Genomic DNA, 23418 nt, shown 5'->3' on the forward strand with positions numbered 1-23418 from the left:
ACTTTTATGCAGTTTGAAATTTATTCATTAATAACCCAGGCACCAGACTCATCTTTAATCAGCCTCATTTGTGTCATTATATAACCAGGATAAACTTCATAAGAAAGGATATATTTTTGACCTACTTCAGCAGAAGGGTCAAAATTATTTAAAAAGACCTTTAATGCTTCCAGGATCATTTCGTCATCCCAGTTATTAAGATTAAAATTCCCATACTGTGCCAAATTGCTGGCTGCAGCCTCGTAACCACTAACAGCTGCCAACTCCGCTGCAATGTATTCATAATCTGATGCAACCAAGGTATATCTTATGGTGTTATCTGGTTCCCATTCAGATCCATTGTGACTAAATTGAAGAGTTTGTTCCAGAGTTCTAGGTATTGCATTCCACTCACCATCTTCAAATACAAATAACGTATATCTTGTTGAAGTGCTACCAGAATAAAAATCATAAGCAACAGATTTCATCTCCCCTTCTCTTGCATAAGGATATTCAAGTCCTAGAAATACAGAGATCATTTGATAAGCCTCAGCTTCGTCATCAAAATTAGGATAGGTTTGCCCCATCGTAGTGTAATCTTCACTATCTAATGTTAGTGGCATACTCCACGTTCCATTAGTGTAAGCAAAAACATCTGTGGTTTCTACTGTGGAAACAGAACCTTCCAGATCAATTACATACTGTCCATCCTGAAGGATAACAGCCATCATTTGAGAAGAAACACCAGAACCGTCATAAGCCGCATAAGATACTGCGAATTGAGCACCTTCTTCTGCAGAAGGAAATTCCTCCATTAAAACTATATTTATTGCTTCAAGCAGCATTTCCTCAGTCCAGAAATTACTATTACCAGAATCTACAGTAAAACTGTTAAAGTCCCCGGTATTTTCAGCAGGCCCGGGATATTCTTCCGCTAATTCTTCAGCAACCAGTGCGTAATCTGCATTTACAAATTCATAAGCAGAAGCTCCAGACTGCACATAAGCATTTCCATCAAACCTTACGGTCATACTTTCAGTACCCGCTGATCCATCATATATGTCATAGCTAACATTGTAAGTCTGCCCCTCAACACCTTCAAGATTTTCGAGCAATACGGCATCAATAGCTTCAAGGATCATTTCATTACTCCAATAGGCTTCATTCCCTTCTCTTCTTTCGAAATTGCCATATTGCGCAGCACTTGAAGTTGGTTCAGGATAATCGGCACCCAATTCTTCTTCAATAAAATCAAAGTCGTCTGCATTTAATGTATACGGCATTTCATTTGCCACGGCATTATAAGTCAACACAACATGATCACCTGCCTCTGCTCGTGGGAATTGATACTGTAAAAAATCCTGAATTTCCGAAATATTCGCAAGATAACCGTCTGAAAAGCCTGCAGCTTCATAATCTGCTGCGCTTACAGTATGAACCTGCGGCTCAATAGGAGCAAAGACGTTATAACTAACATTTACCGAAGAGTTTCCACCTAAAGCGGGAAGACGATTTGACAACAAAACAGGAATTAATGCCCTTGCATCCTCTTCCGTATCAAACTCATACTGCTCCTCAGGCAGATCTAAAAATCCATAATCTTCCTCTTCTAATTTGTAATCTAATGATCCTTCAACATTGCTGATATTTTCATCAATATCTTCATAAATGTCGTCCATAGGCTCACAACCTGTTATGGCGACACCTATGAAAAGCATTAAAATGTAAAATGTATTTTTCATCTCTGTTTTTTTAAAAGTTTATTTTCATTCCTACAGTATATGTACGTCCAAACCCGTACCATACAGATGCAGTTTCTGCATTAGAATCTGAACCGTCAAAACCAAAACTCACATATTCTGTACCCAGAATATTATTCACGTTACTGTTTAAAATAGCTTCAAATCCTCCAAATTCAAATTTATGGGTAAGACCTACATCAAGTAAACCATAAGATGGAATTTCCCATGGGCTGTAATCTGCTCCAGAACTAACCCCAAGTATATCAAATTGACTGTACAACTCGTCTACATAGGTCCAGTTTGCACGAATTGTTGTTCCAGGAAGTGGTTCATAATCACCACCAAGTGCGAAGGTGTTTTGGGCACTACCCCCTACTGGAATATCTTGAAGAAAAAGATCAATACCTTCGTCTAAAACAGGATTTTGTTCTTCATCAAAAATCATTACATCCTCAACATTACTATCCCATTTCCAATCTCCAATAGAAGCCATACCATTAATAGTAAGATTATCTAAAGGCTTATAACTAAAATCAAATTCAATACCCTGGTGCAACGCATTTACCCCAAGTATATTAGCAAAATAGGATTCTCCTGTTTCATCGTCAAAGAAAGATTGCGTGAAAGGCTTATCCTGCCAATGCGTTCTATAGACGTTCAAATTTGCCCTTAACTTTGAACTTCTGATCCCATAGCCCACTTCTGCACTAAAAATCTTTTGATTTTCAGCATCTTCATTAATATCATTTTCGAAATTCTGAAAAACCTGGTCAAAGAAAGGCGCCCTTTCAAAATAACCAATATTGGCAAACACATTATGATTATCATTAAGGTTATAATTTGCACCCCCTTTTATACTTGAAGCGAAGAAGCTAATCCAGTCTGTTTTCTGCTCGGGATCAGAATCAAGATAATTAAAATAATCTATCCTCTTATAGGATGTGTTAGAGGCGGCAAGAGATATAAATGCAGACAGATCATTCTTAGAATATTCTGCCTGAAGGAATCCACCTTCCCAATGTACTAAACCGTCGTTATTATAGTTAATTTTATCACCAACTCTTGCTACGTTTATTAGGTTATTCTCATTACTGCCTTCATCTAACCAATAAGTACCACCTAAAAGGTCTCGTACTTCCTGAAAATGTCTTCCTTCGTAATACCTCAGATCAATTCCGGCAAGCAAATCAATATCTTCATTTAGTTCTGTAGTTAAAGTTGATAGGGCGCCATACCAGCTATGGTCGTTTCTGGAATCGTATAGAATGGTTTCAGAACCAAGTGCTCCGTTTTCAATATTATCTGCTACTACAAGGTCTAAATTTAATGGCTGTAAATATCCATTTCTATAAGGAGAATCTATACTTCTTAAGTTGGCTTCACCTTCGTAACCACCACCTCCACCTGTACCAAAAGAGGCATAAAGTGCTGTAGACAATTCCATTTTATCAGAAATATCCCAATAATGGTTTAAAGACATTTGAGGTTTGTGATAGAAGTTATCCTGTACATGTTTTACTTCACCATTTAAATAACCCCAGTCACCATTAAATTTAATACCCCTTTCGCTTGCGCGAAAAGTTTGTATTAAATGCGAAGTTTCTCTTTGACCGTGTCTTTGCGGTGCCCCAAAAGCTGTAAAAGAAAGCTCATGGTCTTCATTAAATTTCTTTGCAAGGTTTACAAAATAAGAATAACCCTCAAACTCAGTTCCATCTACAAATCCATTACCTGTGGTTTTAGAAAGAGAAACTGTAGCCGCAAAACCATTATCTAATAATCCGGTAGAAACTGTTCCTCCATACTTCTGGTAGCCGTCATTACCTGTAGTTGCAAATATACTTCCACCTTCTTCAGCATCTGTAGACTTGGTAACTATGTTTATTGTTCCTCCTATAGATGGCACAGCTACTTTAGAAGCTCCAAGACCTCTTTGTACCTGCATTGTTTGGGTAACATCAGAAAGTCCTGCCCAGTTACTCCAGTAAACGTTTCCATTCTCCATGTCGTTTACTGGAACTCCATTAATCATTACCGCAACGTTTTCATCATCAAAACCTCTTATTCGAACTTCGGCATCTCCATATCCTCCTCCTTGTTTATGAACGTATATACTGGGAGTAGACTGAAGAATTTCAGGAAATTCTTTATTACTTAATCTTAATTCTATTTCCTCAGATTTAATCGTTGAAACCGCTACAGGTGTTTTCCTGTCTATTGCCAAAGAAAAACTTGTAATTACAATTTCTTCCAGAGCCCCGGCATCAGCATTTAGCACTATACCACCAAGATCCTGAGACCCGTTGGTAAGATCAAAATCCAAAGTTTTTGTGGTATAGCCTACGAAGCTAATTTTTATTTGTCCCGAATCTGAATTTACTCTCAGGGAGAAGTTACCATCAAAATCTGTTGTAGTTCCATTGTTTGTTCCCTCAACCATTACAGTTGCGCCCGGCAGGGGACCATCCATTTCGGAATCTATTACCGTTCCGGTAACAGTTCCTTGAGCAAAAATTGTAGCAGATGTTAGACACAACGCTAATGCTAGTAATTTCCTCATTTTTTCGCTTTGTTTGTTTTGAGTTAAAAAATTCACGGCAAAAGAAGCTAAAACCTAAAGACTATACTTTATCCAAATGTTAAGGTTCTTAACTTTAACATCAACCGCGGTGCAAAACTACTGCTATTTTTTAATTCTCTAAAGTATTGTTACTTACAGGATCTAAACAAAGCGAAAGAATTATTTTAAAAAGAATTTTAACAGGTTTTTAGTAGAAGAATCATGATTTTCAACGGAATTATTTTCTATTTCCGCAAGAATTTTTGAAGCTAATTGCTTACCTAATTCCACACCCCATTGATCATAACTGAAAATATTCCAGATTACACCCTGAACAAATATTTTATGCTCATACATAGCCACTAATTTCCCCAGGCTTTCTGGTGTAAGTTTTTCAATTAAGATTGAATTCGTAGGCTTATTACCATTAAAAACTTTAAAAGGCAACAGTGTCTCTATAGCGTCTGCACTCATCGATTTCTTTTCCAGTTCTGAGCGTACTTCCTCTTCAGGCTTTCCCTGAAGCAAGGCTTCTGTCTGCGCAAAATAATTGGCCATCAACTTATCATGATGGTCTTTATCCTGGAAAAGAGAATGTTTAAAACCTATGAAATCTGCAGGAATAAGTTTTGTGCCCTGGTGGATTAGCTGAAAAAAGGCATGCTGGGAATTTGTTCCTGGTTCCCCCCAGATTATTGTTCCAGTCTGGTAATCTACTTTATCTCCGTTTCTATCTACACTCTTACCATTGCTTTCCATGATTGCTTGTTGCAGGTAAGCTGGCAGCCTGTGGAGGTACTGTGAATATGGAATTACAGCCTCACTTTCGGCTTTAAAAAAGTTGTTATACCACATACTTATTAACGCAAGCTGAACGGGAATATTTTCATTAAAATCTGTATCCTTAAAATGCGTGTCCATCTTCTGAGCACCTTTTAGTAAAGCTTCAAAGTTTGAGTATCCCACAGCAAGACTAATAGAGAGACCAACAGCACTCCAAAGTGAGAACCTGCCACCAACCCAGTCCCACATCGGGAAAATATTTTCTGAAGCAATACCAAACTCCTTAACCTTCTCCACATTACTGGAAACGGCAACAAAATGTTTTGAGACAGCCTCTTCCGGAGCTGTTTTGTTAAACCAACTTCTAATAGTAATTGAATTGGATAAAGTCTCCTGGGTGGTAAAAGATTTGGAAACAATTATAAACAGGGTCGTCTCAGGGTTTAAATCCTGAATTGCCTGATGTACATGGTCTCCATCTACGTTAGAAACATAATGCACCTTTAAATGGTTCTGATAATATTGAAGTGATTCTGTTACCATCACGGGCCCCAGATCTGATCCTCCAATCCCGATATTCACAATATCTGTGAATTTTTTACCCGTATATCCTTTTCGGCTACCTTCAATAACCTCATCTGAAAAAGCTTTTATTTTTGCTTTTACTTCCTGAACCTCAGGAAGAACGTTTTCTCCCTCTACAGTAACATTTTCATCTTCTTTAGCTCTTAAAGCTGTGTGTAATACAGGACGACCTTCTGTCTTGTTAATAACTTCACCTCCAAAATAAGAGCTGATCGCTTCTTCCAGTTTACATTCTCTGGCTAACTCAAGAAGAAGACTTCTCGTCTCATCGGTAATTCTGTTTTTACTATAATCCAAATAAAAATCCTCCCAGTGAATACTGAAGTCCGCTCCGCGATTTTCATCTTCTTCGAAAAGATCCTTCATCTGAAGTTTTCCAATTTCTTTAAAGTGCTCTCCGAGTTTTCTCCAGCTATCAGTCTGTGTAGGATTTATATTTTTCATCGCAATATTTTTAGTTTAACTATTCTCAAATGTTCTTGTAAGGAATTTGATCCAACTGTTCCTTAAGAGGTTTAATATACGCATAATACTCATCTTTATGAGCATCTTCTATATGTTTAGCTGTTGGTAGGTTTTGGCGGTAAGGATCAACCTGCTTTCCATTTACCCAAAATCGATAACAAACATGAGGCCCTGTTGCGAGACCGGTGCTACCTACAAATCCAATCACATCACCCTGCTTAACAGCCTGTCCATTTCTCACATTTCTTTTAGTCATGTGCAGGTATTGAGTAGTATATTTATTATTGTGCCTTATTTTTACATAGTTTCCGTTTCCTGAGGTATAACTTGCGGCAATAACGGTACCATCTGCTGTACTAACAATGGGTGTACCATGAGCTGCAGCATAATCTGTCCCCAAATGTGCTTTCCAGCGCTTCTGCACAGGATGATACCTTCTTTTGCTGTAGCGGGAAGAAATTCTACTATAGTCAAGGGGCGCCTTTAAGAAAAAGCTCTGTAAAGCTTTTGCCTCATCATCATAGTAACTGGATTTATTAGTAATACTGTCGGTTTCATATTCAAATGCATAAAATGGCTTATCTGAATGCTTGAAAACTGCCGCTTCCACTCTATCTACTCCAGCAAAAATAGTATCATCTATGTACTTTTCATGATAGACCATTTTAAACTGATCACCCTTCTGAAGTCTGAAGAAGTCAATACTCCACTGATAGATATTAGATAGCTCATACACCAGGAGATTACTTAATCCCTGGTCCTGCATTGCTTCAGAAAGCGAAGATGTGATTACGCCGGAAACTTCCCTTTTCTTCACAGAAACTGGTCGTTGTTTTTTATAGGCTTTGATTTCATCTCCAATCCCCACCACAGTAAAATCAATTTTATTTTCTTCATAAATAAAAAATTGAGGTGTTTGTGCAGAGTCTTTAGCCTTAAGGATCATATACTTTTTTCCGGCAACTATTCTTGCGGGGTTAAAGGTATCGTTTACTTTTTCTGAAATTTCATAAACTTTTGCAAGGCTCACACCCTGCTCACCCATAATATTCCCAAAACTATCACCAGGCCGGATAGTATCTTCTACTACTTCATAATCATTTAAAACAAATCCATACTTTTTGACTTGCGGAGGAGTCTTTAAAACTGCTACCTCTTTTTGCTTTTCTTCTACAACATTATCATCATTACAAGCTAAAAATGCAAAAATGATAAGAATCAGGGTGCTTAATTTTTTCAATTTAATTATTTCGGTTTTCGCTGTTAAACATGTGGTTTACCCATTGTTTGCCCCAGTCGTTAAATTCCTCTTCACTCCACAGATTAGGGAAAAAAGATATCTTTTGAAAGCCCGGTGGCAGAAACTTTTTCCAGTTTGTACCTCCCGTAGCAGCAATCGTTTCCTTATCTCTACTAAGGTAACGATGTGCGGCGCCCATATGCATAAGCAGCCAATTAATATTCACATTTACATCAAATTCTTTCATAGCCTGAATAAGTTTTTTATCCTGCTTTTCTTCTGGCTCAAGTTGTTCGTACTTGTGAAACATCGTAGAGTTTTTAACTTCTTTTGCAATTCTCAAGAAACGGGGCGTGTATCTCTTTTCGAACTGCTTAAGGGTTAAAGTCTTTTCTCCTGTCTTTAAATCTATCCCTCCTCTTTTCCAGTAAACCTGTTCATATAATTCCTCAATAGAATTTTCCTGAGAGAAATTTTTTCTGTTACCATGAAGAACAATATGTTCAAGAGGAGTAGCGTAAAGTTCAATCATTCTAAATTGAGCAGATTGGAATCCGCTTGCCGGCAGTAAGGCCATCCGGAATTTCAAAAACTGTTCTCTCTCCATTCCCTTTATCATCACATCAAAAGAATCTATAAGAATCCGGAAGTACCGATTTAGTCGTGATAGTTTTTCAATAAAAAAAGAAGCCGTAAGGCTTTCGTTTTCAATAATCTGCTTTTGCTCATGTATAATGAGCTTAAAGTATAATTCCGTAATTTGATGGTAGGTAATAAAAATTGTTTCGTCCGGAAAATGGGTGTTTGTCTTTTGCAGGCTTAACAAGGTATCCAGACTCACATAATCCCAATAAGACAAGTATCGGTCATAGAGCAATCCATCCAAATAGGATCCCATATCCTGCCCGGAATTTTTAAACTTTTCCTGAAGTTTAGAAATACGATCAGCTATTTCCGGTTTTATTTCCATCTTTAATCCATAATTATCCTAAACGGATTCCTTAGCCCTTTATAAGCATCCAAATCTGCATCCAATGACCCAACGGCAAGATCTGCTTCTATCCTCACTGGTATTTTATTTTCATCATCGGTGACCCAAAAAGTAAGACTTTCCTTCTCTTTAAATACCCTACCCGCCATTACAAAGGGACGAAATTTAAGAGTGGCTACTTTTCCAAATTTTGTTTTGATAACCTCACGTCCAAGGAATTGTAATTTGAAATCCATATTTTCATCGTCGATAAAAAGGTTCAGATTCAATTCCTCTCCAGGTGTTAAACCGTCGCTGCTGATTTCGTTGCGAATATAATAAAATGCAGATAACATATCATGCACATTTTCTTTTGTAGTGTAAGTCTTGTTGGTATTATATTTTTTATTGTAGACCAGCGCCTGATTATCCTTATGATTAAAATGAACCTCAAGATCTTTAGTATGTCCTCCTTCGTTAATTTTCCTGATGAACCTGTATGGCTTCCCATCTTTTTTATCTATAAATGTTTGATAATTGTCATCTACCTTAAAAAACCAGCTTAAAGGCGCTGTTGATTTTCCTATACCTTCAATGTGATAGACTGGTGTGCCGTTTACCATCGTTTCATCTACCTCGAGTGTAGCAAAACTAGCAGTAAACATGCCATAATGAATGCGAAATTTAAGCCATTCACCCTTCTGAAATGCCTCTTGAGAAATCCCCTTGGAGGGTAGCATACCAAAAAAAGAGAGGATAGTAATCGCAAAAAATTTTTTCATAATAAAATTTGTTATAATTCCGTAGCTCCGGCGCAATTTGTAAGATTACTTAAACATATTTACAATTACTATTCCAAATGTATTAAAACAGAAAGCCCCGTCAAACTATGCCGGGGCTTTTTGTCTTTTAACCAACTAACTAAATTATGAAAACACTCCTAAAAATTACTTCAGGAAGTGAGCGCAAAATTCCTGATGTTTTCCAGTTAAAACAACGGCTAAATAAAATTTAACCAAAAGGATTATTTCTTTTTAAAGAACAGGTCCTTATCTTTTTAGATAAGCAATATTTTATACTTAGTTAAGGGTACCTCGCAAATCCTGCTCCCTTTCTATAGCTTCAAAAAGAGCTTTAAAATTCCCCTTTCCAAAGGAGTTTGCTCCTTTACGCTGTATAATTTCAAAGAACATCGTAGGACGATCCAAGACAGGTTTGGTGAAAATTTGAAGCAAATAACCTTCATCATCCCTATCTACAAGCACACCTAATTCTTTAAGAGGCTCAAGTTCTTCATCAATTTTGCCTACCCTATCTAAAACCGTCTCGTAATAGGTTTCGGGCACATGGAGAAATTCTACGCCATTGTCCCGTAACTGTGTGACTGTTTTAATGATGTTATCTGTTGCCAGTGCAATATGTTGTACTCCTGCACCATTGTAAAAGTCAATATATTCTTCAATTTGAGATTTCTTCTTTCCTTTAGCCGGCTCATTAATTGGAAACTTAATCCTGCCGTTACCATTACTCATTACTTTGCTCATTAAAGCAGTATATTCTGTAGAAATATCTTTATCATCAAAAGAAACCATCTGAGCAAAACCCATGACTTTAGCATAAAACTCACACCATTTGTTCATTTCATTCCAGCCAACATTTCCAACCATGTGATCTATATATTTGAGACCCGTTTCTTTAGATTTTGCCAAAGGAGAATATGCTTTGTATCCTGGCAGGAAGGAGCCGGAATAATTCTTCCGTTCTATAAAAAGATGAATGGTTTCGCCATAGGTATGAATGCCTGAAATAACAACAGATCCATATTCATCCTGCATTACATAAGGCTCCTTGTAAGATTTAGCTCCTCGTTTTGTAGTCTCTTCAAAACTTTTCCTGGCATCATCCACCCACAGCGCTATCATTTTTACACCATCGCCATGTTTGTCTATATGTTCGTTAATTTCTCCTTTTGGCTGCAAAGGAGAAGTTAGCGCTAATTTTATTTTTCCCTGCTGAAGGACATAAGATACACTATCCTTCTTCCCGGTTTCCAATCCCGAGTAAGCTAATGGCTGAAATCCCCACGCATGCTGATAGTAGTATGCAGACTGTTTCGCATTCCCTACATATAATTCCACAAAGTCTGTTCCCAGGATTGGCAAGAAATCTTCTGCTTCCGGCACTTCCTTCTTTAAATTCGATGATGTTTTATCTATCGCCATTTTATTCCTTTTAAGTGATCACTTACTTCTTGAAGGTTGTATTACTGAACTGACTTCTCTCCCAAAATCCTTCAATTTAATGATTTCCTTCCAGCCATGATTTATAATAAGTTTCATCCGCAATTTCTATAGCCTCTTCAGTAATCAAAAGAGGTTTAAAAGTATCAACCATAACCGCCAGCTCTTTAGTTTCTACCTGGCCTATACTACGCTCTACCGCTCCGGGATGAGGTCCATGAGGAATGCCGGCAGGATGAAGAGAAATATGCCCTTCTTCAATATCATTGCGGCTCATAAAATCACCATCAACATAGTAGAGTACCTCATCACTATCTATATTACTGTGGCTGTAAGGAGCCGGAATACTCTCCGGATGATAATCATATTTGCGCGGGCAAAAACTGCAAACGACAAAAGCATCAGTTTCAAAAGTCTGGTGTACCGGTGGTGGCTGGTGAATTCTGCCAGTTATCGGCTCAAAATCGTGGATTGAAAAAGCGTAAGGGTAATTATAGCCGTCGTAACCTACCACATCAAAAGGATGGGTCGCATAAACCGCATCGAAAATCTCCCCCTGCTTCTTAATTTTTATAACGAAATCTCCTTCTTCATCATTTGTTTCCAGCTCATAAGGTCTACGTAAATCCCTTTCGCAAAAAGGAGAATGCTCCAGTAATTGTCCAAACCAGTTTCTATACCTCTTTGGAGTATAAATGGGGCGGCGGGATTCTACGATGAACAATCGATTATTCTCATCATCAAAATCGAGTTTATAAATTGTGCCCCTTGGAATTAACAAATAGTCTCCATATTTAAAATTGAGATTTCCAAGGTGTGTTCTCAATTTTCCACTGCCTTTATGGATAAAGAGCAGCTCATCTGCATCAGAATTTTTATAAAAGTAATTCCTTGTCGAAGCTTGCGGAGAAGCAAGCGCAATGTCCACATCACTGTTGGTTAAAATTACTTTTCGACTTTCCAGATAATCTGGTGCAGGCACAATTTTAAAACCTTTAAATCGGTATGATTTTAAATTATTTCCTATTGCTATTTTCGGCTTCACACTATAGCCTACTTTCATTTCCTTTACTTGAGTAGGCCTGCGCTCATGATAAGAATTAGAATACATTCCGTCAAAACCTATGGTTCCAAATAGCTGTTCGTAGTAAAGGCTGCCATCAGGTTTCTTAAAAACTGTATGTCTTTTATGTGGTATTTTTCCGAGTTTATGATAGAAAGCCATAATAAAATTAAGGATTAAGAAAACCTGTTACTTAATATGAAGCATTTTTAAAAGCAGTTATTTCTATAAATATCGGCCTTTTAAATTGAAAATATTCTTAAAGAAGGATTAAAAAGAAACTTCCCTATATACTGTAAACAAGAAAGTTACATTAAATATTACTTCATTGCAATTATTTAAAGTTTGTGTAACGCAAAGATAAAATTGAGGCGTCTGGATTTAATATACTGATGATACAAAACTTGTCATTTGACTTTAACTTTAAATAAAATTAGAAAGCAACTTATGAAAAGTATCATCTTATCTCAGGCACCAGGAAAATCTAAGTCCATGAAGAATATATTATCGGTGACACTAAAGGTTATTTTAGCATTATTTATATGGCTTCTTCTCACCGTAAGTTTCTTCATTTCTTAGGCATGAAATCAGAACCAGAAGCCTAAACTAAAAAACCAATGACTCCTGTCAACTTCAGGGGAATAAGAATATTTTACTTCTAGTGGGCCAAGAAAGGTTTCTATACCATAGCCAAGTGCATAGCCTGTGTAATCTGGCATGGACAGCCAATTTCCGGTGGTATATAATTTATTTTCCACATTTGCGATGTTTACACCTGCGATGAGATGGTGTTTCCTCAAAATACGGTAATCAACTTCCAGTAGAGCCTTTATATAGCTGTCACCCGAAAGGCTAATAAAATCATATCCATAAAAAGGTGTAATATTATTGATGGGATAATTACCATACCCCCCAAGGAAAAAATCCAATGTATTAATATCATCATTCCCGATTTTAAATCCGGTTTCTGCAGAAATGCGGGTGGTAAACTTTCTAAGAGGTGTGACAGCATAACCCACCTTCCCTTTGGCTATAGAAAATTCAGCAAAATCATTGTTTGAAGAAAATAAATATAGGTGAAAATCACCATCAAAGTAAACTCCCTGGCTGGGAAAATATTTGTTATCGTAAGAATCAAATTTTAGATAACCAAAAGCGCTGTAGTAATGGTTATCGTCAAACACATTATTGGCCGTCTTCCCATCTCCATCCTGAAAAGCTTCAGAAGTTATATCAAGATACTTCTGTTCAATTCCCATCCCAAAAGAAAAAACCTGCTGAAAAAGTGTCTCAATGTAAATTTGGTTGGTAATATCCCGATATTCTACACCTATATTCTCCACTCCAAGGTTTCGCAAATTGCCGTTTTGATTTGCAAAATCAAATGAGATGTCTTTATTAAATTTATTATACCTCGATTTTACCCCAAAACTCCAATAATAACCTTTGTCAATGTAATAGTCAAAATAATACCGAAATTGATCGCCCACCACCACATCCAGCGACGCAACATCATTGGTAAAAAGTAAACTTTTACGGGTAAGGTTCAGCAATACTCCGCTTTCATACAGCTCGTCGTAGTGCAGTGCCATACGGAGATAAGATTTGTTATCGCTTTCCTCAATATCCATATTCAGGGTATACTCCTCGCCCTCTTCACCGGGCACCAGGTTGTAACTAATTTTATTAAAATTTCCGGTAGCCGAAAGGTTATTTACACCAATATTGAGGTCGTTAAATGTTAATTTTTCTTCAGGATCAAGCTTCAGTTTACCTAAAATGTAAGACTGAGGGTAAGTATTGTTTCCTTCAATTTTTAAATCTGTCACATAAATACTATCCTGCCGCTGTTTTTTCAGTTCTCTCTTAAAATCCTTTTGCCGTGCAGCCAATTGTTGCAATTCTCCGTATTTTCCCTGTGCTGCAACCCTTCCGGAATCAATTATAGCACCCCCTTCGCTAAATGAAATCACAGAAAATTTCGAAATATCAGGATTTATGTAAATATCTGTGAGCGGAATCTTCTTTTTCATCTCACTTATCGTCCTGAAATTTCCTATTTGTGTTAGAATATCAAGCACACTCCGGAGATTATCCTTATCTATAAGCGTATCCTGAACATCTACCCCAATAATAATTTCTGCACCTCTCCTTTTTAATTCCTCTATAGGATAATTATTTGCCACCCCGCCATCTGTAAGTAATCGGCCATCGATTTTCACCGGGCTAAAAATAGAAGGAATTGCACCGCTGGCCGATACTGCCTTGGCAAGAGAACCGCTATCCAAAATAACCTCTTCGCCGGTTTCTATATCTGCAGCAGTACAAAAGAACGGAATGGGAAGCTCGTTAAAGTCATTAATTTCGCTCACATGCATCGTTAAACGCGACATGAGGTTATAAATATTCTGGCCTTTGGAAAGTCCCGATGGCAGGCCTAATCTAAAATTATCAAAAGGAAGACTTATGGCGTACTTCTCTGTGTCTTCTTTTTCATAAAAAGTTTTTGCGCTTCGCGGAAGGTCATCCTGGATAAGAATATTAAAATTAGTTTCATGAAATATAGAATCAAGATCATGAGCAGTATAACCCGAAGCATATAAACCGCCAATTATAGCGCCCATACTACTTCCTCCAATATAATCTATACGTACCCCGGCTTCTTCAATAATTTTTAAAGCACCAATATGTGCCAGGCCTTTTGCACCACCACCACTTAAAACAAGACCAACCTTAGGATCATCTTTTTGCTGGGAAAATCCCCTAACACTTATTAAACACAAAAAAATGACCAGTATGTTTTTCATTTATTCCTTATGATAATGCTCATATAAAATACGTGCTTTTGAAGCTCCTACTACTTCACTCAGATTTTCCAGCGAAGCTTCTTTAATCCTTTTAACAGATCTAAATTGTTTTAATAATTCAATAACTGTTTTTTCTCCAATTCCCGCAATAGATTCCAACTCTGTATTTAACGCAACTTTACTCCTTTTGTTACGATGGAAAGTAATTCCGAACCTATGCGCCTCGTTTCTTAACTGCTGAATAATTTTTAAACTCTCTGTTTTCTTGTCCAGATAAAGAGGAATATTATCATCTGGATAAAAAATTTCTTCCAGCTTTTTCGCAATGCCGATAATTGCAATTTTACCACGTAGACCTAAAGTCTCCAAAGCTTTAACCCCGGACGATAATTGCCCTTTTCCACCATCCACTATAATTAACTGCGGCAGGTCTTCACCTTCATTTAGCAGTCGCCGATACCTTCTAAAAACCACTTCTTCCATAGAAGCGAAGTCATTTGGGCCTTCTACCGTCTTAATATTGAACTTTCTATAGTCTTTTTTACTCGGTTTTCCGTTCTTGAAGACCACACAGGCCGCTACCGGGTTGGTTCCCTGAATGTTTGAGTTATCAAAGCACTCAATATGCCGTGGTTCTTCATTTAAACGTAAATCCTCCTTCATTTGTGCCATAATACGATTCACATGGCGGTCTGGATCTATAATTTTCATTTGCTTAAACCGTTCCTGGCGGTAATATTTGGCATTTCTAAGGGATAACTCTACAATCTTCTTCTTATCGCCCAACTGGGGAACGGTAACTTTTACATCTTCAGCAAATTCAATATTAAACGGAAGATAAATTTCTTTTGAATTTGAATTGAAGCGCTGCCTTATCTCTGTAATTGCCAATTCCAGCAGTTCCTGGTCGCTTTCGTCCAGCTTTTTCTTCATTTCAATAGTATGCGACCTGATAATGGCGCCATGGGAAATCTGAAGGAAATTTACATAGCCATAACCCTCGTCACTGGTGATAGAAAAAACATCTACATTAGTAATTTTGGGATTTATAATTGTAGATTTTGACTGATAATTTTCCAGCACGTTTATTTTTTCCTTGATGCGCTGCGCATCCTCAAATTCCATGTTTTCAGCATGTACTTTCATTTGATTCCGAAACTGCTGCAGGGAATCCTTAAAATTTCCTTTTACAATCTGTCTTATAGCTTCAATATTCCGGTTATAATCCTCTTCTGCCTGTTTTGCTTCGCAAGGGCCTTCGCAGTTGCCAAGATGATATTCCAGGCACACCTTGTATTTGTCATTTCTAATTTTGTCCTCAGCTAAGTCATAATTACAGGTCCTGAGTTTATACAAGCCTTTTATAAGATCAAGAAGCGTATTTACCGTTTTAAAACTGGTGAAGGGGCCGTAATATTCACTACCATCCTTTATGAGCCTTCGGGTTGGAAAAACCCTGGGGAATCGCTCATTTTTGATACAAATCCAGGGATAGGTTTTATCATCCTTCAGCATTACGTTGAACCGTGGCTGATGTTTTTTGATAAGATTATTTTCAAGCAGCAGCGCATCAGTTTCAGAAGCTACAACAATATGCTTGATTTCTCTTATTTTCTTTACCATTACGCCTATCCTGTGACTGTCGTGACGTTTGGTAAAATAGGAGGTCACCCTTTTTTTAAGGTTTTTGGCCTTACCTACATATAATATTTTTCCATTTTTATCGTAGTACTGATATACTCCCGGGCTATCCGGTAGAGTTTGCAGTTGTACTTCCAGTGCAGGCTTTTCCATTACTTCAAAGATAAAATTTATTGCGCTTAATGCCGTCGTGAATTTTAAAATTTAAAACAGAAAAACCACCGGTTTGCAGCTGCTACCGATGGTTTTTCCTTAAACAAATCGACCTTTCAGCCTACGATATATTTCCGTTCTTTAATTCTTTAACAGCATAATCCACTGCCCTGGCGGTAAGAGCCATATAGGTTAAAGATGGATTTTGAGTTCCTGTTGAAGTCATACAGGCACCATCTGTCACAAAAACATTTTTAGAGGTGTGCAACTGGTTCCACTCATTCAACAAAGAGGTTTTCGGATCTTTGCCCATACGAACGCCGCCCATTTCGTGAATGTCCAGCCCGGGAGCCTGTTTCGAATCGCTGGTGCGGATGTTTGTGAATCCTGCGCTTTCAAACATTTCGGTGATCTGCTCAAAATAGTCCTGGATCATCTTTTCATCATTATCATCATAAGCTACATCAAAATTGAGCAACGGGATTCCCCATTCATCCTTTTTACTATTATTAAGGCTAACCAAATTACTCTCCTTCGGAATTGTTTCACCCATCATATGGCTTCCAATCCTCCATGGTCCCAGCTTTGGTTTGGCAAGGTTTTCTTTTAAAGCTACCCCTAAACCATCCTCGCTTGTATATTCACTCCGGTAGGTACTAACACCTGCAGCATATCCTCTTAAAAAGTTGGTTTCCTGCTTATGGATATTCCTGAACCTTGGAATATATCCACTAGTAGGCCTTTTTCCGTCTGTAGTAAAATCTCGAAAACCATCGTATTCTGCAGTTGCCCGGGCCCTGTAATTATGAAAAGCAAAATACTTACCAAGAAGTCCGTTATCATTCCCAAGACCGTTGGGAAAACGGTTTGATTTGGAATTAAGCAAAATAAGGTTCGTGTTTGCAGCCGCCGCATTTACAAAAACAATCTTGGAAAAATACTCTGTAACTTCCTTGGTGTGAGCATCAATTACGCGTACACCTGTAACTTTTTCTTTTTCTTCATCGTAAATAAGCGATTCCACAACAGAATTAGGTTTTAAGGTGAGGTTTCCTGTTTTCTCGGCCCACGGTAAAGTTGAAGAATTACTACTGAAGTAGCCTCCGTAAGGACAACCCCTCTGGCACAATACCCTGTTCTGGCATTGTACCCGTCCCTGTTGTTTATGGATATCTTTTTGTTCTGAAAGGTGTGCGCAGCGTGCAACAATCACGTGACGATCACCATATTTTTCCGCTACCTTTTCCTTAAAGTACTTTTCTACCTTCGTCAGTTCATACGGCGGTAAAAATTCACCATCAGGTAATTCGGCAAGGCCATCTTTATTTCCGGATATTCCGGCAAATTTTTCAACATAGCTGTACCAGGGAGCCAGGTCTTTATACCGTATTGGCCAGTCTACAGCAAAACCATCTCTTGCCGGGCCTTCAAAATCGAAATCGCTCCAGCGCTGTACCTGTCTTGCCCAGAGTAAAGATTTTCCACCAACCTGATATCCTTTTATCCAGTCGAAAGGTTTTTCCTGTACATAAGGATGCTCGTTGTCCTTTGAAAAAAAGTGGGCAGCATCTTCTTTAAAGGCGTAGCATTTACTTACAATAGGATTTTCCTTTTTTACGTCAAGTGGCAGCGTTCCCCTGTGCTCCATCTCCCATGGATGTAAACTGGTAGTAGGGTAATCTACCACATGTTTCACATCTTTACCACGGTCCAGGACCAAGGTGCGCAGCCCTTTTTCAGTTAATTCCTTAGCTGCCCATCCCCCACTAATGCCAGAGCCAATAACAATTGCATCATAAGTTTTTTCTTCTACTCCGTCTATATTAAAGTATGCCATAATTATGCGTTGTGATATTTTTCCTGGTTAACCGGATAACTTCCATCCCATCTTGAAGGAACCTGCTCATAATCCAAAATATTTTCCAAGACATATTTAGAGGTAGTATAACCCGCTATGGTTAGATCTTTTACAAAAGGAACAAAACTGATCTTTTTATCTGATGATTTCTCTGTTGCCAGCATTTTGTTCAAAATTTCGTGCCGTTCAGCACCCGAAAGTTCTATAAAAATTTTTCCATATTGGTCTCTACTAGCTTCGTCTACGCTCTCAAAACCCGCCGCAAATTCCTGTTGAACTTCCTTCTCAAAACAGTCATTAACCATCACAAGCACAAAGCGATCTACTTCAAGCTCTTTTGCTCCGGGTGTATCTGTAGCAGGGATAATGGTATCTACAATTCCTGCCAGCATTAGCTTTTGATCGTCTTTTATATCGCCGGTTGCTTCGGGCAATTCCTCCGTTGTCCAGGAATCGATCCAAAAAGGTACTGTTGCCAGTCCTACTGCAGATATTCCAAGGGTTTTAATGAGGTCTCTTCTCTTCATTTCAATTAATTATAAGGTCGTACTTTTTTAAGAAAATTCCAGGTTCAGCAAATTAATCGTACGATAATTCGTTGATTCTCAAACATTATTCTTCTTATGCCGTAAACAGGTTGTGAAGATAAAGTTAAAAGTCAAGCTTAAAGTGCAAAAAACAAAATTTCACAGGCTAATTCAATTAATTGCCGCGACATTAACAGTTATAACTTCTGAAGTATTTTCTGCAATTTCAATCTACCTTACACACAAACTGTACCAGCCGGGAATACAACTCTTGAGTTATATGAAATTATCTCAGTAGAACTTCTTCCGAAGGAAAGATCTAGAGAACAAGAATTTTCAAGAAATTATAATTCTTTCTGAATCTTTCATTCAAGAATTACTCAGGACTTCCTTAGAGACTATTTTCAGAAGACATTAAGAAGAAAGGATGTCTATTTTATTATCTTGCAATATGGAGAAAAAAGTGATAGGCAGATTTGACAAAGCAGATTTTCCAGCCCTGAAGTTGTACGACATCGCAATAAAAATAGATACGGGAGCATATACCTCTTCCATACATTGCGAAAATATAGAAGAGAAAGAGGACAAGCTTTATTGTACTTTTCTGGATGAAGAACATCCTTTATACAACGGCAGAGAAATTGTTTTCGAAGATTTTGACATTGTTTTTGTACGCAGTAGTAACGGCATGATTCAAAAGAGATATCAGGTACAATCCAACATCAAACTTTTTAATAAGATTTTCAAAATTTCCCTTTCTTTGTCTTCGCGTCAGGAAATGCGATTTCCGGTTCTTATCGGGAGAAAATTTCTCACCAAAAAATTTATAGTCGATACAGAACTTACGAACGTCTCTAATAATCAGCAAGAAAATGAAGCTAAAAATTCTATCTAGAAATAGCAATCTCTATTCAACCAAACGACTTGTGGAAGCCGCTAAAAAACGTGACCATGAAGTTGAAGTAATAGATCCAGTTAAATGTGATCTCGTTATTGAAAAGAAAAAACCATCAATATTCTACAAAGGAAAAGCTATTGAAGGAGCAGACGCTGTAATTCCAAGAATTGGAGCATCGGTTACATTCTTTGGAACCGCCGTTGTAAGACAGTTTGAAATGATGGGTGTTTTTACTACTACAGAATCACAGGCACTTGTGAGAAGCCGGGATAAACTAAGGAGTTTGCAAATCCTTTCCCGTGCCAGACTTGGACTGCCAAAAACAGTATTCACTAATTACTCCAAAGATGTTAAGGAAGTGATAGATCATGTTGGGGGAGCTCCTCTTATCATTAAATTACTAGAAGGCACACAGGGTCTTGGGGTTGTACTTGCAGAAACTAATAATGCAGCCGAATCTGTCATTGAAGCTTTTAATGGTTTGCAGGCAAGGGTTATTGTACAGGAATTTATTAAAGAAGCCGGCGGTGCCGACATTCGGGCATTTGTTGTAGATGGACATGTGGTTGGCGCCATGAAGCGGCAGGGGAAAGAAGGAGAATTCCGTTCTAACCTCCACCGGGGAGGATCGGCTGAAATTATTGAACTTACAGATGAAGAAGAAAATGCAGCTATAAAAGCCGCAAAAGCCATGAGCCTTGGAGTTGCAGGTGTAGATATGTTACAAAGTGCCAGAGGGCCTCTTATCCTGGAAGTAAATTCTTCTCCAGGTCTTGAAGGAATAGAAGCTGCTACCGGAAAAGACATAGCAAAAACTATTATTAGGTACATTGAGCGAAATGTTTAATTTATGCCACAAATAGATAAGGACAATGTCCTGGAAATATTAGGAAAAAGAATACCTGCCGGAAAGAGTGCTACAATTAATTTTAATATGGCCAAACTCTACACCACCACATCTGTAGAGGTACCGGTAATTATTGAACGTGCAAAAAAGCCTGGGCCGGTTGTACTGTTGACAGCAGGAATACATGGTGACGAAATAAACGGTGTAGAAATTGTACGGCAGATTATTTCTAAGGGAATTAACAGGCCGCAAAAAGGTACTATAATTTGCATTCCGGTGGTGAATATTTTCGGTTTTCTCACGTTGACACGAGAATTTCCCGATGGCCGGGATCTAAACCGGGTTTTCCCGGGAACAAAACATGGTTCTCTTGCCAGTAGATTCGCTTTCCAATTCGTGAAGAAAATACTGCCTATAGCCGATTTTTGTATGGACTTCCACACAGGAGGAGCAAGTAGATTTAACGCACCACAAATTAGGATAAAAAAAGGTAACGAAGAAAGTCTTAAATATGCGCATATCTTCAACGCACCGTTTACCATTAATTCTAAAACAATAACAAAATCTTACAGAGAAACTTGTGCAAAACTGGGAATTCCGGTTCTTCTTTTTGAAGGCGGAAAATCCTCTAATAGCAACAAAGAAATTGCAAGACATGGCGTAGATGGAGCAACACGTATTCTAAGCCATCTGGACATGCTAAAACCGAAGTTTGATTATCCAGATGCTATTACAGAAACGGTTATAATTGAAAATACCTTTTGGATGCGGGCAAAGTACAGCGGGCTTTTACACGTAAAGATTCCCTGCGGGAAGCATGTGGAAAAAGGAGAATTCATTGCCACAATTACTGACCCTTATGGCAAATTTCGGCATAAAATTAAAGCTGCCAACGAAGGTTATATAATTAACGTAAATGAATCTCCCATAGTTTACCAGGGAGATGCTGTTTTTCATATTTCATTACCAAAAAGGAGCAATGAAGAAGAAATTTCTGAGAGCTAAATATAAGAAGCTAAGACTGGGTTTATCTAAAGAAACAATAGAGGATCTCAGCCTCCAAATTGCTAATCAATTATTAACATTGCCTATCTGGAACTATGATTTTTATCATCTGTTTTTAAGTATCGCAGAACAGAAAGAAGTAGAGACAGAACCTATACTCCATATCTTACAGGGAAAGGATAAAAATGTGGTACTTCCTAAAACTGATGTTCCTACAAATAAACTCATAAATTACCTTTTAACGGATACAACGGTAATTAAAAGAAACCGTTGGAATATTCCCGAACCACTAGATGGAATAGAAATAAATGTAGATAAAATCGATGTTGTTTTTATTCCTCTTCTCGCATTTGACAAGTCTGGACACCGCGTTGGCTATGGCAAGGGCTTCTATGACAAATTTCTGGCAGCCTGCAAAGAAGACGTTGTAAAAGTCGGCCTCTCGTTTTTTGAATCTGAAATAGAAATTGAGGATACTTACCAATCAGATATCCCTCTGGACTACTGCGTAACACCTGAAAATACCTACAGCTTTAAAAAAGGTTAAATTTATTTGTAGGACTATTAACATTAAGCTACTTTTAGCCCAATATCCCCGGTTTAATGCTTAATGACCTTCAGCTTAATAGTATCCTTGAGGATTTTGATATAGCTTATTGGAAAATCAATCTCTTCAGCAAGGAAATCGATTGGTCTGATCATTTTACTACTTTGGTCGATAATCTTGATTCAGCTAATAATCCTTACGAATACTTTCTTCAGGAAATCCTCCACCCAGATTATCGTTACGATTTCAGGGTGAATTTCGAAAAACTATTAACAGAAAACGAAACCTTCAGCTTCGAAATAAGGATGCGCCTTGAAAATGGCAAATATCGATGGTTTGAGTGCAAAAACCTTAGAAATAAAGACGAAAGCTTAAGAGAAACGGCTGTGCTCCTATTTGTAAATATCCACCAGAGCAAACGCGATCAATATACTATTGAAGAAAATTTTTTCTACTACAGAGAAACAGCAGAAATGACCTGTACCGGCGGTTGGTACGTAGACATTATAGACAAAAATATTTACTGGGATAATGTTACTAAAAAAATAATGGATTGCCCCCAGGACTTTCACCTGGATTACGAAGAAAGATTGAGGTTCTACGCCCCGGAACATCATCATATAATGAATTCCGCATTTAAGAAATGTGAGCTTTACGGTATTCCATTTAAGATTGAGCTTAAAATGTTGACCCTTTATAACAGAGAGTTCTGGGTACGGGCAACTGGAAAGCCCGTATACAATCAGGAGCAACAAATAATAGGCATAAGAGGAGTCTTCCAGGATATAAATGAGAACAAAACCAACGAAATTAATCTCCAGAACTCATTGGACATTATTGCTTCCCAAAACTACCGCCTTTTTAGTTTCGCTCACATTGTATCCCATAACTTAAGATCCCATAGCAGTAACCTTAGCCTGGTGGTTGAATTACTAAAGGAAGCTAAAACAGATAGGGATAAATTGGACTTACTTGATAATATAAATTATATTTCTGAAAATCTCGATACCGCTATTGCTCAACTCAATGATTTGATTAACGTGGAAACAACACTAGCCAAAAAGAGTGTAAAAATTAAGTTTAACGATGCGCTTAATACCGTTCTTGCCTCTATTGCTCCACTCATTAATCGGGAAAATGCAAAAATCGTCGCTGAATTTCACTCTCTGAAAGAAATATCGTATATCCCTGAGTATCTTGAAAGTATTTTATTAAATTTAATTACTAATGCAATAAAATATAAGCAACCTGGAAGAAAACCGGTTATTTATATACAGTCCTATATTTCCAATGGAAAGAGGTTTCTGGAGATTAGCGACAATGGATTAGGAATAGATCTCGATCAACATGGAGATAAGATGTTTGGAATGTACAAGACCTTTCATCATAATCCTGATGCAAAAGGAATTGGGCTGTTTATCACCAAAAATCAAGTGGAAGCACTGGGAGGTTCAATTTCTATTACCAGCACAGTTAACATCGGGACCACTTTTAAAATAACTTTTTAG

The 23418-nt window shown here is 37.8% G+C and carries 17 protein-coding genes; 5 read left to right on the forward strand and 12 right to left on the reverse strand.

Features of this window, described 5'->3' with window-relative positions; all coding sequences use genetic code 11:
• Positions 1–20 precede the first annotated feature (20 nt).
• The 12 genes from RM541_RS03300 to RM541_RS03355 all read right to left on the reverse strand — a co-directional run bounded on the left by RM541_RS03300 (position 21) and on the right by RM541_RS03355 (position 18613).
• Positions 21–1721, reverse strand: coding sequence for a hypothetical protein (locus tag RM541_RS03300; RefSeq protein WP_311498799.1), 1701 nt, complete (start codon positions 1719–1721; stop codon positions 21–23).
• Positions 1722–1731: 10 nt separating this feature from the next.
• Positions 1732–4281, reverse strand: coding sequence for a TonB-dependent receptor (locus tag RM541_RS03305; protein WP_311498800.1), 2550 nt, complete (start codon positions 4279–4281; stop codon positions 1732–1734).
• Positions 4282–4461: 180 nt separating this feature from the next.
• Positions 4462–6093, reverse strand: a complete 1632-nt coding sequence (gene pgi, locus RM541_RS03310) for a glucose-6-phosphate isomerase (protein ID WP_311498801.1) — start codon at positions 6091–6093, stop codon at positions 4462–4464.
• Positions 6094–6118: 25 nt separating this feature from the next.
• A complete protein-coding gene (locus tag RM541_RS03315) occupies positions 6119–7354 on the reverse strand; it encodes a peptidoglycan DD-metalloendopeptidase family protein (RefSeq protein WP_311498802.1) in 1236 nt (411 codons plus the stop codon).
• 1 nt (position 7355) lies between these two features.
• Positions 7356–8324: a tryptophan 2,3-dioxygenase family protein gene (locus tag RM541_RS03320; protein ID WP_311498803.1), complete on the reverse strand. Its 969-nt coding sequence runs from the start codon at positions 8322–8324 to the stop codon at positions 7356–7358.
• Between the two features lie 2 nt (positions 8325–8326).
• On the reverse strand, positions 8327–9106 hold the full coding sequence (locus tag RM541_RS03325) for a DUF3108 domain-containing protein (protein ID WP_311498804.1): 780 nt from the start codon (positions 9104–9106) through the stop codon (positions 8327–8329).
• A 297-nt stretch (positions 9107–9403) separates the two neighbouring features.
• On the reverse strand, positions 9404–10546 hold the full coding sequence (gene hppD / locus RM541_RS03330; RefSeq protein WP_311498805.1) for a 4-hydroxyphenylpyruvate dioxygenase: 1143 nt from the start codon (positions 10544–10546) through the stop codon (positions 9404–9406).
• 76 nt (positions 10547–10622) lie between these two features.
• Entirely contained in the window at positions 10623–11789 is a 1167-nt protein-coding gene (locus RM541_RS03335; RefSeq protein WP_311498806.1) for a homogentisate 1,2-dioxygenase, read from the reverse strand.
• A 425-nt stretch (positions 11790–12214) separates the two neighbouring features.
• A complete protein-coding gene (locus RM541_RS03340) occupies positions 12215–14434 on the reverse strand; it encodes a patatin-like phospholipase family protein (protein ID WP_311498807.1) in 2220 nt (739 codons plus the stop codon).
• The gene (gene uvrC, locus RM541_RS03345) at positions 14435–16228 is read right to left on the reverse strand and encodes an excinuclease ABC subunit UvrC (protein ID WP_311498808.1); all 1794 of its coding nucleotides are present in this window, start codon (positions 16226–16228) and stop codon (positions 14435–14437) included.
• 121 nt (positions 16229–16349) lie between these two features.
• The gene (locus tag RM541_RS03350) at positions 16350–18065 is read right to left on the reverse strand and encodes a GMC family oxidoreductase (RefSeq protein ID WP_311498809.1); all 1716 of its coding nucleotides are present in this window, start codon (positions 18063–18065) and stop codon (positions 16350–16352) included.
• 2 nt (positions 18066–18067) lie between these two features.
• Entirely contained in the window at positions 18068–18613 is a 546-nt protein-coding gene (locus RM541_RS03355) for a gluconate 2-dehydrogenase subunit 3 family protein (protein WP_311498810.1), read from the reverse strand.
• A 451-nt stretch (positions 18614–19064) separates the two neighbouring features.
• Between RM541_RS03355 and RM541_RS03360 the strand changes: the two genes are divergently transcribed.
• The 5 genes from RM541_RS03360 to RM541_RS03380 are packed head-to-tail and all read left to right on the forward strand — an operon-like array spanning position 19065 to position 23418.
• Entirely contained in the window at positions 19065–19508 is a 444-nt protein-coding gene (locus RM541_RS03360; protein ID WP_311498811.1) for an ATP-dependent zinc protease family protein, read from the forward strand.
• Positions 19486–20358, forward strand: coding sequence for a 30S ribosomal protein S6--L-glutamate ligase (rimK, locus tag RM541_RS03365; protein ID WP_311498812.1), 873 nt, complete (start codon positions 19486–19488; stop codon positions 20356–20358). Before RM541_RS03360 ends, rimK begins: the two co-directional genes overlap by 23 nt.
• 3 nt (positions 20359–20361) lie before the next feature.
• On the forward strand, positions 20362–21363 hold the full coding sequence (locus RM541_RS03370) for a succinylglutamate desuccinylase/aspartoacylase family protein (protein ID WP_311498813.1): 1002 nt from the start codon (positions 20362–20364) through the stop codon (positions 21361–21363).
• Positions 21338–21910 carry a 5-formyltetrahydrofolate cyclo-ligase gene (locus tag RM541_RS03375; protein WP_311498814.1) on the forward strand — a complete coding sequence of 191 codons (573 nt, stop codon included), beginning with the start codon at positions 21338–21340 and terminating at the stop codon, positions 21908–21910. Before RM541_RS03370 ends, RM541_RS03375 begins: the two co-directional genes overlap by 26 nt.
• 56 nt (positions 21911–21966) lie before the next feature.
• Complete coding sequence (locus RM541_RS03380) at positions 21967–23418, forward strand: sensor histidine kinase (protein WP_311498815.1); 1452 nt, start codon at positions 21967–21969, stop codon at positions 23416–23418.

It is taken from the genome of Autumnicola psychrophila (assembly GCF_031846645.1).
In the GTDB taxonomy this organism is placed as follows: domain Bacteria; phylum Bacteroidota; class Bacteroidia; order Flavobacteriales; family Flavobacteriaceae; genus Autumnicola; species Autumnicola psychrophila.

Coding starts and splice junctions, on each gene's coding strand:
- RM541_RS03320 (WP_311498803.1), bottom strand. CDS start 8,324: ATGGAAATAAAACCGGAAATAGCTGATCGTATTTCTAAACTTCAGGAA.
- RM541_RS03370 (WP_311498813.1), top strand. CDS start 20,362: ATGCCACAAATAGATAAGGACAATGTCCTGGAAATATTAGGAAAAAGA.
- RM541_RS03325 (WP_311498804.1), bottom strand. CDS start 9,106: ATGAAAAAATTTTTTGCGATTACTATCCTCTCTTTTTTTGGTATGCTA.
- RM541_RS03300 (WP_311498799.1), bottom strand. CDS start 1,721: ATGAAAAATACATTTTACATTTTAATGCTTTTCATAGGTGTCGCCATA.
- RM541_RS03380 (WP_311498815.1), top strand. CDS start 21,967: ATGCTTAATGACCTTCAGCTTAATAGTATCCTTGAGGATTTTGATATA.
- RM541_RS03375 (WP_311498814.1), top strand. CDS start 21,338: ATGAAGAAGAAATTTCTGAGAGCTAAATATAAGAAGCTAAGACTGGGT.
- RM541_RS03355 (WP_311498810.1), bottom strand. CDS start 18,613: ATGAAGAGAAGAGACCTCATTAAAACCCTTGGAATATCTGCAGTAGGA.
- uvrC (WP_311498808.1), bottom strand. CDS start 16,228: ATGGAAAAGCCTGCACTGGAAGTACAACTGCAAACTCTACCGGATAGC.
- RM541_RS03350 (WP_311498809.1), bottom strand. CDS start 18,065: ATGGCATACTTTAATATAGACGGAGTAGAAGAAAAAACTTATGATGCA.
- hppD (WP_311498805.1), bottom strand. CDS start 10,546: ATGGCGATAGATAAAACATCATCGAATTTAAAGAAGGAAGTGCCGGAA.
- rimK (WP_311498812.1), top strand. CDS start 19,486: ATGAAGCTAAAAATTCTATCTAGAAATAGCAATCTCTATTCAACCAAA.
- RM541_RS03305 (WP_311498800.1), bottom strand. CDS start 4,281: ATGAGGAAATTACTAGCATTAGCGTTGTGTCTAACATCTGCTACAATT.
- RM541_RS03335 (WP_311498806.1), bottom strand. CDS start 11,789: ATGGCTTTCTATCATAAACTCGGAAAAATACCACATAAAAGACATACA.
- RM541_RS03340 (WP_311498807.1), bottom strand. CDS start 14,434: ATGAAAAACATACTGGTCATTTTTTTGTGTTTAATAAGTGTTAGGGGA.
- pgi (WP_311498801.1), bottom strand. CDS start 6,093: ATGAAAAATATAAATCCTACACAGACTGATAGCTGGAGAAAACTCGGA.
- RM541_RS03360 (WP_311498811.1), top strand. CDS start 19,065: ATGGAGAAAAAAGTGATAGGCAGATTTGACAAAGCAGATTTTCCAGCC.